General features: G+C 64.0%; 8 protein-coding genes and 1 riboswitch. Of the genes, 2 read left to right on the top strand and 6 right to left on the bottom strand.

Annotation, left to right across the window (positions count from 1 at the left end):
- Positions 1 to 100: 100 nt before the first annotated feature.
- A riboswitch (cobalamin riboswitch) is annotated at positions 101 to 320 on the bottom strand.
- Positions 321 to 475: 155 nt separating this feature from the next.
- From ACTJI5_RS20000 to bglX, 3 genes are read right to left on the bottom strand one after another with little or no spacing between them, the layout of a single operon-like run.
- Positions 476 to 1,714, bottom strand: a complete 1,239-nt coding sequence (locus tag ACTJI5_RS20000) for an MFS transporter (RefSeq protein WP_440861538.1) — start codon at positions 1,712 to 1,714, stop codon at positions 476 to 478.
- Positions 1,715 to 1,759: 45 nt separating this feature from the next.
- Positions 1,760 to 3,319 carry a sulfatase family protein gene (locus tag ACTJI5_RS19995; RefSeq protein ID WP_440861537.1) on the bottom strand — a complete coding sequence of 520 codons (1,560 nt, stop codon included), beginning with the start codon at positions 3,317 to 3,319 and terminating at the stop codon, positions 1,760 to 1,762.
- A 10-nt stretch (positions 3,320 to 3,329) separates the two neighbouring features.
- Complete coding sequence (gene bglX, locus ACTJI5_RS19990) at positions 3,330 to 5,648, bottom strand: beta-glucosidase BglX (RefSeq protein ID WP_440861536.1); 2,319 nt, start codon at positions 5,646 to 5,648, stop codon at positions 3,330 to 3,332.
- A 247-nt stretch (positions 5,649 to 5,895) separates the two neighbouring features.
- Here bglX and ACTJI5_RS19985 point away from each other — a divergent pair, with 247 nt between their 5' ends.
- A complete protein-coding gene (locus ACTJI5_RS19985; RefSeq protein WP_440861535.1) occupies positions 5,896 to 8,931 on the top strand; it encodes a TonB-dependent receptor in 3,036 nt (1,011 codons plus the stop codon).
- A gap of 69 nt (positions 8,932 to 9,000) precedes the next feature.
- Positions 9,001 to 10,503 carry a glucoamylase family protein gene (locus ACTJI5_RS19980; RefSeq protein ID WP_440861534.1) on the top strand — a complete coding sequence of 501 codons (1,503 nt, stop codon included), beginning with the start codon at positions 9,001 to 9,003 and terminating at the stop codon, positions 10,501 to 10,503.
- A gap of 47 nt (positions 10,504 to 10,550) precedes the next feature.
- Here the strand turns inward: ACTJI5_RS19980 and ACTJI5_RS19975 are convergent, their stop codons facing one another.
- From ACTJI5_RS19975 to ACTJI5_RS19965, 3 genes are read right to left on the bottom strand one after another with little or no spacing between them, the layout of a single operon-like run.
- Positions 10,551 to 11,417: an endonuclease/exonuclease/phosphatase family protein gene (locus tag ACTJI5_RS19975; RefSeq protein ID WP_440861533.1), complete on the bottom strand. Its 867-nt coding sequence runs from the start codon at positions 11,415 to 11,417 to the stop codon at positions 10,551 to 10,553.
- Positions 11,414 to 12,760: a GH1 family beta-glucosidase gene (locus tag ACTJI5_RS19970; protein WP_440861532.1), complete on the bottom strand. Its 1,347-nt coding sequence runs from the start codon at positions 12,758 to 12,760 to the stop codon at positions 11,414 to 11,416. The genes ACTJI5_RS19975 and ACTJI5_RS19970 overlap by 4 nt, the downstream gene beginning before the upstream one ends.
- A complete protein-coding gene (locus tag ACTJI5_RS19965; protein WP_440861531.1) occupies positions 12,757 to 13,512 on the bottom strand; it encodes an alpha/beta hydrolase-fold protein in 756 nt (251 codons plus the stop codon). Before ACTJI5_RS19965 ends, ACTJI5_RS19970 begins: the two co-directional genes overlap by 4 nt.
- Positions 13,513 to 13,516: the final 4 nt, after the last annotated feature.

Raw genomic sequence — 13,516 nt, 5'->3', positions numbered from 1 at the left:
AGCGGCGTAATGCCTGCGCCTCCGGCACCGAAGCGGCTCCAGCCGCTTGGTCGTCGCTCGACGGATGTCTCCGTGCCGCGGCCTTTCCCTGGGCCAGGGCATTGAGCGACCCACGCCGGCAGGTCTCCTGGCTCGCGGGTCAGGGCTTGATGCACGCCTTCCCAGGGTGGCCCCAGTGGCTGATCCGAAAGTTTCGGACCGGTGCATCGCGCTCGCCGCTTACAGTTGCAGGGACAGCCTCGGTTTCGGGGGTTCAGGACGAACCCCGTTACCGCGTTCCCATTTTAAGCCCTCTCGGGCACCGACGCGATCATGCGCGGGGCAAGCCCCGCCCGCGCAGCCCATAAAGGAGCCGCGCTTTTTCGCAATGCCTATTGCCGTTCGACGATCATCGCCGCGCCCACCCCATCGCGCCGAGGCTGCTTACCCTGTTCGCGCTGCCGACGCTCTATGCGCGTTATGGAAGGCCGCGCGTCTAGGGCAACAACCTGCCTTCGTCGCGCCGCGGCATCGGCGCGACGAAGCGCAGCACGAGCGCCGAGAGGATCAGCCAGCCGGCCGAAATCAGGATCGCGGCCGGTAGTGACGCCAGATCGGCGATCAGCCCGAGCGCATAGGCGCCGAGCGCCATCGCGCCGAAGGTTACTGCCTGATAGATCGACAGGCAGCGGCCGAGGATTTCCTCGGGCGAACGGAGCTGCATCGCGACGTTGAGCGTCGTCAGCGTCGACACCCACGCCCCGCCCGCGACGAAGGCGGCAACGATGACCCATGGAAGGCTTGTCGTGAGCGCGACCGGCAGCATCGCGGCGGCAAAGATCAGCGAGGCGGCGGTCACCACCCGGTCGCTGCCCCAGCGGTGCCGCGCCGAACTCACCAGCAGCGCACCGAAGATCGACCCCGCGCCGAAGGCGGCAAGGCATAGGCCATAGATGACCTCGGTCCCGTGCAGCCGGTCGCGGACGAGCGACGGCAGCAGCGCCTGAAACCCCGCGGCGCCAAAGCCGAACGCGAAGCCGCGGATCAGCACGCGGCGTACCGGGTCCGAATGCGCGCAGAAACTTATGCCCGCGGCGATCGCGGTCAGCATCGAAGTGCGGCGCCGCGGCGTGGTTTCGGGATGCCAGCGCAGCAGCACGACGATCAGCACGATATAGCTGATCGCATTGAGCCCAAAGGCGGCGGCCGTGCCGACAATCGAGATCAGCAGGCCGCCGAGCGCCGGGCCGACGCTGCGCGCAAGGTTGTACGCGATGGTGTTGAGCGCGATCGCCTGCGGCAGGTCCCTCGGCCCGACCTGCAGCCGCACCGACGCCTGCCACGCCGGGCCGTTGAGCGCGGTCCCGCATCCGACGGCGAGGGTGAAGAAGAGCAGGCTTAGCGGCGTGATCGCGTCGAGATAGGTCGTCAGCGTCAGCGCCGCCGAGACGATGAGCATCCCCGTTTGCGCCGCGAGCATCACGCGCCGCCGGTCGAAATTGTCCGCGATCGCGCCCGCGAAGATACCGAGCAGCAGGATCGGGATTGTGGCGCCCGCCTGTACCAGCGCGATCAGCAGGTGCGATTGGGTGAGTTCGGTCATCAGCCACGCCGCTGCGACCGACTGGATCATCGACCCCATGTTCGACGCGAGGTTCGCGATCCAGATCGCGCGAAACGCCTGGTAGCGGAACGGCGCGAGCGCGGAGGGCGGGGGTGGCGTGTCGGGACTCACGTATCTGCGCCTAACCCCGCTTGGCCCCCGCGACAAGTCGCCGGCCTAGATCGAGGGTCCGCTATCGTCCTGATACTGGCGCCGAAGTTCGACCAGCTTCCGCTTCATTGTAGCGATCGGCGCCTTCATCGCCGGGTCGTCGAAGCGGTTGTGCATTTCGCCGGGGTCGGTCTTCAGATCATAGAATTCCCAGGCATCGATGTCGGCGCCGTAAAAGCGCACGAGTTTGTAGCGCTCGCCGCGCACGCCATAATGCGCGCGAACCGAATGGAAGCCCGGATATTCGTAATAATGATAATAGACGTCCTTGCGCCAGTCGGCGGGTGGACGGGCGGCGAAAAGTGCGCGCATCGACCGGCCCTGGATGGTGCCCGGACCCTTCACCCCGGCAAAATCGAGGAAGGTCGGCGCATAGTCGATATTCTGAATCGGCGCCGCAACGCGAGTGCCCGCACGGATATGCCCGGGATATTGGATTAGGAACGGCGTCCGCATCGATTCTTCATAGATGAAGCGCTTGTCGAACCAGCCATGTTCGCCGAGGTAAAAGCCCTGATCCGATGTGTAGACGACGATCGTATTTCGCTCGAGGCCGCTGTCCTTCAGATAGTCGAGCACCGCGCCGACGCCCTCGTCGACCGCGGCGACGGTGCCGAAATATTGCTGCATGTAGCGCTGATATTTCCAGCGCGCCATGTCCTGTCCCGCGAGCTTCGCCGCGTTCATCCGGTCGTTGTCGGCCTGCATCAGCGCGTCCCATTCGGCCTGCTGCTTGTGCGTCATGCGGTCGAACGCGCCGGGCCACCGGTTGTAGCGAAGCTGTGCCGATCCCGCCGCGACCGTCATCTTGAGGTCGTGGCCTTCGTACATGTCGCGATAGATATTCATTTCCTGCGCCGCGGCCGCGCGGCGTCCGGCATAATTGTCGAAATAATTGGCCGGGACGGGGAAGGTTAACCCCTGATACTTCTGCACATGGCGCAGCGCGGGCATGAAATTGCGGTGCGGTGCCTTGTGATGGATCAGGATCGCGAAGGGCTTCGACTTGTCGCGGCCGTTCTTCAGCCAGTCGAGGCTGTACTGCGTGATAAGGTCGGTCGCATAGCCTTCGACGACGCTGCGCCCCTTCGGCGTGATGATGTCGGGGTTATAATATTCGCCCTGGTCGTCGAGCACCTTCCAATCGTCGAAGCCGATGCCCGCGGGCGAATGGTTGATGTGCCATTTGCCGAACATCGCGGTGGTGTAACCCGCCTGCGACAGCGCGCGGGGCCAGACCCAGACATCATTGTCGAACTTGTTGCCATTCTGCTTGAAGCCGTGCGCGTTGCTCTGGCGGCCGGTGAGCAAGGTTGCGCGGCTGGGGCCGCAGAGCGAATTGCCGACGAAGCTGTTCGTGAAGATCGCGCCGTTTCGCGCGATCCGGTCGATATTCGGCGTCGGCGCGAGCTTCGACACCGGCGACCCATAAGCCGAGATCGCCTGATAGGCATGATCGTCCGACATGATGTAGACGATGTTCGGCCGCTCGGGCCCCTGCGCGCGCGCCGGTGCGGTGAAGACCAGCGGCGCGGCGGCAAGGGCGATCAGGTTGCGGACACGCATCGGCGTCATCCTATTCGGACAGCTCGAAACTGGCCTCCGACCCTTCGGCCGACGACGGACCGACCCACAGCTTGAACTGGCCGGGCTCGCTGCCCCAGCTCATGTCCTGGCGCGTGAAGGCGAGGTCGGCGTCGGTCAGGGTGAAGCGGATCGTGCGCTTCTCGCCCTTCTTGAGCATCACCTTCTCGAAGCCCTTGAGCTCCTTCACCGGCCGCGTCACCGACCCGACGAGGTCGCGGACGTACAGCTGCACGACCTCCTCGCCATCACGCGCGCCGCTGTTGGTCACGGTGACGCTCACGGTCAGCTTCTCACCCGGGCGGATTTTCGCCTTGTCGAGCGTCACCGGCGAGTAGGCGAAGCTCGTGTAGCTGAGGCCGTAACCGAACGGATAAAGCGGGGTGTTCGGCGTATCGAGATAGCGCGAGACATATTTGGCGTTCGGATCCTCGGGCTTGATCGGCCGCCCGGTATTTTTCATGTCGTAATGGATCGGCACCTGCCCGACATTGCGCGGGAAGGTCACGGGCAGCTTGGCCGACGGGTTGTAATCGCCATATAGAACGTCGGCGATCGCATGGCCGCCCATCGTGCCCGGATACCAGGCCTCGAGGATCGCATCGACATTGGCGTCGGCCCATTCGATGCTGTTCGGGCGCCCGCTCATCAACACGAGGATGATCGGCTTTCCGGTCTTTTTCAGCTCTTCGAGCAGCGCCTGCTGGTTGCCGGGCAGTTCGAGCGAGGTGCGGCTCGCCGCTTCGCCCGTCATGTTCCAATGCTCGCCCATCGCCGCGATGATGACGTCGGATTTCTGCGCGAGCGCGATCGCCTCGGCAAAGCCGTCGTTCTTGCCCGCGTCGGCGAACTGATAGCCGGCACCCCGGGCATAGGCGACCGTCGTGCCCTTGGGCGCGCGCGCCTGCATCCCCTCGAGCAATGTCACCGGCCGCTCCTTGCGATCACCCGCGGCGGACCAGCTGCCGATCATGTCGTCCTTGCTGTTGCCGAGCGGGCCGATCACCGCGATCGACTTTGCTGTCGCGGCGAGGGGCAGGGCATTGTCCTTGTTCTTCAGCAGCACGATCGACTTGCGCGCGACGTCGCGCGCCGCCTCGAGGAAGTCGGGGCGATAAATGGTCGCCTTTTCGCGCGCTTCGTCCGAGTAGCGATAGGGATCCTCGAACAGGCCGAGGCGATATTTCATTTCGAGGATCGCTTTCACCGCCTCGTCGACGCGTTTCACGTCGACCTTGCCCTCGGCGACCGACTTGGCGAGGTGATCCATGAACACCGCGCCCTGCAAGTCCATGTCGACCCCGGCGTTGATCGCCTGTTCGCCCGCTTGTTTCAGGTCGCGCGAATAGCCGTGCGGGACCATTTCGTTGATCGACGTGTAATCGGTTACGATGAATCCCTTGAAGCCCCATTTCTTGCGCAGCACGTCGGTGAGCAAATAGTGGCTGCCCGACGCCGGGACGCCGTCATATTCGTTGAACGAGGTCATGAAGGTCGCGGCGCCGGCGTCGGCGGCGGCCTTGAAGGGCGGCAGATAGATGTCGCGCAGCGTGCGTTCGGAGATGTCGACGGTGTGGTAATCGCGGCCGGCCTGCGCCGCGCCATAGGCGGCGAAATGCTTGGCGGTTGCGAGCACGGTGTCGACACGCTTCAGATCGTCGCCCTGGAAACCGCGCACGCGCGCGACCGCGATCTTGCTGCCGAGGTAGACATCTTCGCCCGCGCCCTCGGACATGCGGCCCCAGCGGGGGTCGCGCGCGACGTCGACCATCGGCGCGAATGTCCAGTGAATGCCCTCCGCCGATGCTTCGGTCGCAGAGATTCGTGCTGCTTTTTCAATGGCTTTAAGATCCCAGCTCGCCGCCTCGCCGAGCGAGATGGGGAAGATGGTGCGGTGGCCGTGGACGACGTCATAACCAAAGAGCAGGGGGATCTTCAGCCGCGTTTCCTCGACCGCCAGCCGCTGCAGCTCGCGCGTATATTTGGCGGTGAAGGCATTGAAGATCGACCCGATGCGCCCCTTGCGGATATCGTCCTGATAGCCTTTGCGCATCGTCGGGCCGGTCGAATCCCAGTCGCTGGTGAGCAGCGACAATTGCCCGACTTTCTCGTCGAGCGTCATCTGCGCGATCAGGTCGGCGACGAAGCGATCCATCTTCGGATCGGGACGCATCCAGCCCGCGGAATCCATCGACGCCGCCTCGTTCGTGCTCGTTGTGGGCTTGGCCATCAGCGGGGCGGGGGAGAGCTGCGCAGCCACCATCAGAGTGGCCAGCGTCAGGCATGTGAGGTTGCGCGTCATCGGCGGCATGATTCGTCCTTCCCAGTCGGATTTGCTTATACATTGTCACGAGGATTGGCCGAAATCGGCCGAAAACCGGCTGGCCCCCGATTGCATCCCTCTGTGTCGCTTCCCCCTATACAGTGATCGTGAAACCGGTTACAAACTAAAAAAACAACGACGCGATTTCCCGCGACTCGTCGCTGCACCGGAGGCAAGGCCGGCCAGCGAAGAAAACGAGCGCGGGGAATGTCGGGGGCCAAAAAGGGAGGATGCCGTGAAGTTTCCGCATGAATTTCAGACCGTTTCCGCGCGCCGGTCGCGCGCCCGCACGCTCGCCGCTGCGCTGGCATGGAGCAGCGCCGGTGCCGCGCTCGCCGTCGGGGTGGCGACACCTGCGTATGCGCAGGTGTCGAACGCCTCGCTGCGCGGCACGATAAAGGCCGAGGGCGGCGTGTCGCAGGTCACCGCGATCAACGTCAACACCGGCCTGACGCGCACCGCGACGGTTGGCGCGAGCGGCAGTTACAATATCGCTTCGCTTCCGGTCGGCACCTATCGGCTTGAAATCACGACGCCGGGCGGCGTGCGCAACACCGACGAATTCACCCTCTCGGTTGGACAGAGCGCCGTGCTCGACTTCGATTTCTCGCAGCCCGACATCGCCGAGGGCGGCGATGACGCGATCATCGTCACGGGCACCCGCATCCGTTCGATGGAGGGCGGCGAGGTCGGTTCGAACATCACTCAGCGCCAGATTGAGGTATTGCCGCAGAACAACCGCAACTTCCTCGCCTTTGCCGACCTCGCGCCGGGCGTCCAGTTCGTGACCGGGGCCAGCGGCCAATCGCGCCTGCAAGGCGGCGCTCAGGACAGCCGCGGCGTCAACATCTTCATCGATGGCGTGGGGCAGAAGGACTATGTTCTCAAGAACGGCATAACCGGCCAGGATTCGACGCAGGGCAATCCCTTCCCGCAGCTCGCGGTCGGCGAATATCGCGTCATTTCGTCGAACTATAAGGCCGAATTCGACCAGGTCAGCTCGGTTGCGATCACCGCGGTGACCAAGTCGGGCACCAATGAATTCCACGGCGAAGCCTTCATCGATTACACCGATCAGAGCCTGCGCGACGCGCGGCCGACCGAACTGACGACGAGCAAGGTCAAGACGAAGGATTTCCAGTTCGGCGGCGCGCTGGGTGGTCCGATCATCAAGGATATGCTGCACTTTTTCGTGACCTATGAAGGCAAGCGGCAGCAGCAGCCGGTCGACGTCCAGCCGGGACTCAACCTGCCGGTCAGCTATTTTCCGTCCGAATATCAGGGCGTGTTCGGCCCGACCAACGCGACGTTCAACGAAGATCTCTATTTCGGCAAACTCAACTTCCAGCCGTCGAACAGCGACTTGATCGAGCTGTCGGGCAAATATCGCAAGGAAACCGGCGAGTTTCTGGGCAGCGGTTTCAACGCGCGCAGCACGATCAGCTCGCAGGATGTCGAGGAACTGCGCGTCACCGCGCGCTGGGAGCATACGGCCGACAACTGGATCAACGATTTCAAGCTGACCTATGAAGACGCCAAATGGGCGCCGACGCCGACCGAATTCGGCAACGGCTTCCTCTTTGCCTATGCCGGCCCGTCGCCCACCAATCCGCAGCCGGGTGTGGTCGTCCGCGGCGACATCCTGCGCATTGGCGGCGGCAGCAATTTCCAGGAAAAGGGCCAAAAGGGCTGGGGCGTCCAGAACGACTTCACCTGGACCGGGTTCGAGGGCCATACGATCAAGGTCGGCGCCAAGGCGAAATGGGTCGAACTCAATTCGCTGCAGCTCAACGCCTTCAATCCGGTTTATACCTATAACCCGGCGTTCAACCCCGGTGGTGGCACCTTCAACGACGATGTGCCCTACCGCGTCCAGTTCGGCGCCTCGACGGGCAACGGCGACCCGATCATCAATTCGAAGAATTTCCAGTTCGGCATCTATGTGCAGGACGATTGGGAGGTTACCGACCGGCTGACGCTGAACCTCGGCGTGCGCTGGGATTATGAGCGGACGCCGGCCTTCCTCGACTTCGTCCACCCCGCCGACGCGGTGAACGCCGTGTCGCCGGCCAATTACCCGAACCTCGTCAACGCCGATTACGACATCCGCGACTTCATCTCGACGGGCAGCGAGCGCAAGGCGTTCACGGGCGCGTGGCAGCCGCGTATCGGCTTCAGCTACGAGCTCGACGACGATGGGCGCTTTGTGGTGTTCGGCGGGGCGGGGCGCTCGTACGACCGCAACCAGTTCGACTTCCTGCAGCAGGAAATCAGCGTCGGATCGTTCACCACGCGGACATTCAACTTCATCACCGGCGACCCGAACAACACATGCGCCCCCGGGCCGACCTGTGTGCCGTGGAACCCGATCTACCTGACCGAAGCGGGCCGCCAGCAGCTGCTCGCCGGCGCCGGCGCGGGCGGCGGCCGCGAGCTGCGCTTCATCGAGAACGACCTGAAGGTTCCCTATTCGGACCAGTTCAGCCTGGGCTTCCGCGCCAGGGTAACCCCGTTGTTCGAGGCCGAGGTCGGCTATAGCCATATCGAATCGAAGGACGGCTTCGCCTATCTGCTCGGCAACCGCCGTCCCGACGGCACCTTCTTCCCGCCGGCACCCGCGGCGCCGAACTCGCCCTTCGGTTTCGCGCCTCCGGGCTTCGGGTCGATCATCATCGGGACCAACGGCATCGAAACCAGCGCGGACACGGGCTATCTCAAGCTGGTCAAGAACTACACCGCCGCGTCGCCGTGGAGCTTCTCGGCAACCTATACCTATACCCAAGCCGAGGAAAACCGGCAGTTTGGCGAAACCTTCAGCCTCGATTTTCCGTCGCTGGAGGACTATACCGTCACGCGGTCGAGCGGGGTGCGCAAGCATCGTTTGGTCGCGACGGGCTCGGTCGATCTGCCGATCGGCGTCACGCTGTCGGGCAAGTTCCAGATCGCGTCGCCGCCGTACCTCAAGGCGTTCATCAACCAGGGCGGAGCGAACCCCAGCCGCACCGTCATTTCGAACGAGGCCGACGGCAATGGCGATCGCTGGGGCTTCCGCCAGATGGACGTCGCGATCACCAAATATATCCCGTTCAAGTTCATCAGCGAGGAATCGCGCCTGCGCCTTCGCGTCGACATTCTGAACCTGTTCAACGATCGCAACTATGTCGATTACAACAACGACCCGACGTCGCCCCGCTATCTCGAAATTTCGGGCATTGGCGTTGGCGGAAACACGCCGCGAACGGTAAAGCTATCGGCCGGATTCTCTTTCTGACCGGCTGACAGGCGCCCGTCCCGCACCCCCCTCCCGCGGGCCGGGCGCCTCACTTTTTTGGAGTATCGCATGTCGTTTCGTATCGGGGCATCGCTCCTGCCCCTGCTCGCGCTGACCACGGCATGCACCCCCACTCCGGCGCCGTCGGCCATCGCACCAGTCGCAACATCGGCCACGAAATTGCCGCCGCTGACCGAGGCCGCCTTTTCCGAAGAGCTGACCGAGCGCACCTTCCGCTATTTCTGGGACACCACCGACACCAAGCGCTGCCTCGCGCCCGATCGCTGGCCGAGCAATCCCTTCTCGTCGATCGCGGCGACGGGCTTTGCGCTGACCGCTTATGGGATCGGGGCCGAGCGCGGCTATGTGACGCGCGCCGATGCGGCATTGCGCACGCGCGACTGCCTGCGTTTCTACTGGACGGCTCCGCAGGGTGCCGAAGCGGCGGGCAACACGGGCTACAAGGGCTTTTTCTATCACTTCCTGAAGAATGACGACGGCACGCGTCACAAGACGACCGAATTGTCGACCGTGGACACCAGCCTGTTCCTCGGCGGCGCGCTGTTCGCGCAAAGCTATTACGACCGGAACGATCCGGTCGAGGCCGAGATCCGCGATCTTGCCGAGAAGATCTACACGCGCGTCGACTGGACCTTCGTCCAGCGGACCAACACGGGCACCGAGGCGCGGAACCTCGCGGGTTCGCACGGCATCACCATGGGGTGGAAGCCGGAGAAGGGTTTCGAGACGCACGACTGGGTCGGCTATAATGAGGGCATGCTCGTCTATGTGCTGGCTCTCGGATCGCCGACGCATCCGGTCGGCAAGGACGCGTGGGACAAGGGCTGGGCCACCGATCTCGAAAAGGACTGGGGCACCTATTACGGGCAGCAGCATCTGCAGTTCGAGCCATTGTTCGGGCACCAGTACAGCCATGTCTGGGTCGATTTCCGCGGTATCCGCGACGACTTCATGCGCGGCAAGGGCATCGATTATTTCGAGAACAGCCGCCGCGCGACGCTGGCGCAGCGTGCCTATGGCGCCGACAATCCGAACAAATGGACGGGCTATAGCGCCGATATCTGGGGCTGGACCGCGTCGGACGGGCCGGGATATTCGAAGGATAAATATAGCGTCGGCGGAACCCCGCGCTTCTTCAACGGCTATATGGCGCGCGGCGTCAGCGCGATCCGCGTCGTCGACGACGGGACGGTCGTCCCGACCGCGGCGGGCGGCTCGGTCGCCTTCGCGCCCGAGGTGGCAATCCCCGCACTGATGGCGATGCGCACGCAATATGGCACGCGCCTCTATACGCGCTACGGCTTCAAGGATGCGTTCAACCCCAGCTTTACCTTTGCCGATCCGAATATGCGTAGCGGCACGGTCGATCCGGTCCATGGCTGGGTGGCGAACGACTATCTCGGCATCGACCAGGGGCCGATCCTCGCGATGATGGAAAACCATCGCAGCGGCTTTGTGTGGAAGGTGATGCGCAAAAATCCGCATATCGTCCGTGGGCTCCAGCGCATCGGTTTCACCGGCGGCTGGCTGGATCAGACCCCGGCGAAATAACCCACCCCGTCATCCCGGCCTTCGCCGGGATGACGAATGAGGTGTGGTCAGCAACCCTTGCCGATGCACAGGTCCGCGACTACCGGATAGTGATCCGACGGCAGCTTGCCGCCATTCTGGTCGGTCAGCGTCGCGTGGCGCAGCACCGTCACATCGTCGCTGACGAAGATATGGTCGATCGGGCTGGGTTGCATCTGCGCGATCTTGAAGCCGGTGAAGGTGCCGAGCGGGCCGTAATGCGGCGTGCGGCTGATAAGGCGGCTGTCGCGGAGCGCGCCCTTGCCCGGCTCGACGATCGCGGCATAGGGATTGCTCGTCGCGGGGCTGTTGAAGTCGCCCATCAGCACCGCGGTTTCGTTCGCCTTGCGCTGCCCGTCGATCCAGCGGCGAATCTGGCGCGCGCTTTCCTGCCGCGCGACCTCGCCGATATGGTCGAAATGGGTGTTCACGACGAGTAAATTGCGCTTTGCGCTCCGGTCGTGCAGCCGCGCCCAGGTGGCGATCCGCGGCAGCGCGGCGTCCCATCCCTTGCTCGGGGTCTCGGGCGTCGGCGACAGCCAGAACGTCCCCGATCCGACGAGGGTGAAGCGGTCGCGGCGGAAACCCAGCGGCGAATATTCGCCCTTTTCCTTGCCGTCGTCGCGCGCGACGCCGACGAATTGATAGCCGGGCAGATCGGCCTCGACCGCCTGTTTCTGATGCTGCAGCACCTCCTGCATCCCGACGAAATCGGGCGCCTGATAGGCAACGAGCGCGATCAGCGCGCTTCGCCGGTGCGGCCAGGCATTGTCGCCGTCCGATGCGAGATCGAGACGGATGTTGTAGGTCATCGCCTCATAATGATCGGCGCGTTCTTTCGCGGCGGTGGGGAGCGCGAGCAGCGCCGCGGCGGCGAGGATCAGTGCTTTTTTCATCCGAGGTTCCCTCCATTTGCGGCGATGACGCTGCTGTAAAAACGCGCGCTGCGCTTCGGCGTGCGGACCTGCGTTTCATAGTCAACATGGACGATGCCGAAGCGCTTCGAAAAGCCCAGCGACCATTCGAGATTGTCGAGCAGCGACCACGCCATATAGCCGCGCACGTCGACGCCCTGCCTGATCGCATCACCGATCGCCGAGATGTGTGTGCGCAGATAATCGCAGCGCAGCGGATCGTCGATCCCGTCGGGACCGGCCTGCGGCGGGTCGTAGAAGGCGGCGCCATTCTCGGTGATATAGACGGGAATATCGCCATAGGTGTCGCGGAACCAGAGGAGCATGTCGGTCAGCGCGGGCGGATAGACTTCCCAGTCGGTCGTCGTGTGCGTCGCGATCTGCTTCACCGGCGAGGCGCCGACGGGCCACTGGTTCGGGTCGGCCTTCACGACATTGCGCGTGTAATAATTGATCCCGATGAAATCGACCGGCTGGCAGATCGCCTTCAGGTCTTCGGCGGACCATTCGGGCCATGCCTCACCGAACACCTCGGCGAGTTCGGCGGGGTAGGCTCCTTTCAGCGCCGGATCGAGATACTGGCGGTTCATGTAAGCGTGCGCGCGCGCCGTTGCGGCGATGTCCTCGGGGCTGTCGCTCGCCGGATATTTGGGTTCGATATTGACGACGAGGCCGATCTCGTGTGCGCCTTCGCTGCGATAGGCTTCCACCGCCGCGCCGTGCGCGCGCATCAGATTGTGGCTCGCGATCGGGGTCTCGAACAGATTGCGATGCCCGGGCGCGAGCGCGCCGTGGAGATAGCCGCCGTCGGTGATCACCCACGGTTCGTTGAGCGTCACCCACTTCTTCACGCGCCCGTCGAGGCGGCGGTACATCACCGAACCATAGTCGGCGAACCAGCCGGCGATGTCGCGGTTGAGCCAGCCGCCCTTGTTGTCGAGCGCCGCGGGCAGGTCCCAATGGTGCAGCGTCAGCAGCGGTTCGATGTCGTTCTTGAGCAATTCGTCGACGAGGCGCTCGTAGAAATCGAGCCCCGGCTCGTTTACGCGCCCGATGCCCTCGGGCAATACGCGCCCCCAGTTGACGCTGAAGCGATAGGCTTTCAGCCCCAATTCCTTCATCAGCGCGACGTCGGCGGGCATGCGGTTATAATGGTCGCACGCGACATCGCCGGTGTCGCCCTTCACCGCCATCAGCCGCGGGTCGTGGCTGAATCGCTGCCAGATGCTCGCGCCCGCGCCATCGGCGAGCGGCGATCCTTCGATCTGATAGGCGGCGGTCGCCGCGCCCCACAGGAAATCGTCGGGGAAGACACTCTTGCTCATTTCTTGTCCTTGTTGGTGATCGTTGGGGAGGTGTTTTTTTGCTCGAGCAACCAGGCGTAGAGCGCCGGGTCGTCATAGGCGGGATCCCAGGCGTTGTGGCCGAGGTCGGGATAGATGGTCAGGCGGACCTTGCGGCCGCCGCACGCGCGGATCGCGCGCGCCATGGCGAAACTGCCTTCGGGGATCACGACATCGTCGCGGTCGCCGTGAAACGCCCAGACGGGGAGGTCCATCAGGCGGCACGCTTCGCCGGTATTGCCGCGCCCGGCGACCGCCGCGACCGCCGCGAACCGCTTGGGCTCGGCGATCGCCCAGCGCCAGCTGGCATGGCCGCCGCGGCTGAGACCGGTGAGGTACACGCGGGTGGGGTCGATGCGGTATGTCTTGGCGATATGGTCAACGAGCTTGTCGAGCTTGTCGATGTCCCAATCCTGATCGGTGCCGAGCAGAGGCGACACGGTGAGGAAAGGGAAGGCCGGGTCGCGCTCGGCGATCTTCGGCGGGCCGTGGACCTTGACCTTCGCGACATCGTCGCCGCGCTCGCCCGAGCCATGGAGGAAGATCAGCAGCGGATATTGCTTCGCGGTGTCGGTCAGATAGCCCTTCGGCACGAACAGCTGATAGGGATAATTGCCGGGCGCGATCGCCGGCTGCGGCGTCTGTCCTTCGATTGCCGGCGCGGCTTTCGTTTTCGCGGCGGCGGGCGAGGCGGCGAGCGCGAGGCCCAGCAATGCCGCGGTCCAATATGTCATGCAT

Source organism: Sphingopyxis sp. 22461, from assembly GCF_052044915.1.
Classification (GTDB): domain Bacteria; phylum Pseudomonadota; class Alphaproteobacteria; order Sphingomonadales; family Sphingomonadaceae; genus Sphingopyxis.
This window is presented reverse-complemented; position numbering and strand designations above follow the sequence as displayed.

Excerpts from the sequence above, each read along its gene's own strand:
- ACTJI5_RS19995 (WP_440861537.1), bottom strand. The coding sequence starts at position 3,319 with ATGCGTGTCCGCAACCTGATCGCCCTTGCCGCCGCGCCGCTGGTCTTC.
- bglX (WP_440861536.1), bottom strand. The coding sequence starts at position 5,648 with ATGCCGCCGATGACGCGCAACCTCACATGCCTGACGCTGGCCACTCTG.
- ACTJI5_RS19980 (WP_440861534.1), top strand. The coding sequence starts at position 9,001 with ATGTCGTTTCGTATCGGGGCATCGCTCCTGCCCCTGCTCGCGCTGACC.
- ACTJI5_RS19975 (WP_440861533.1), bottom strand. The coding sequence starts at position 11,417 with ATGAAAAAAGCACTGATCCTCGCCGCCGCGGCGCTGCTCGCGCTCCCC.
- ACTJI5_RS19970 (WP_440861532.1), bottom strand. The coding sequence starts at position 12,760 with ATGAGCAAGAGTGTCTTCCCCGACGATTTCCTGTGGGGCGCGGCGACC.
- ACTJI5_RS19965 (WP_440861531.1), bottom strand. The coding sequence starts at position 13,512 with ATGACATATTGGACCGCGGCATTGCTGGGCCTCGCGCTCGCCGCCTCG.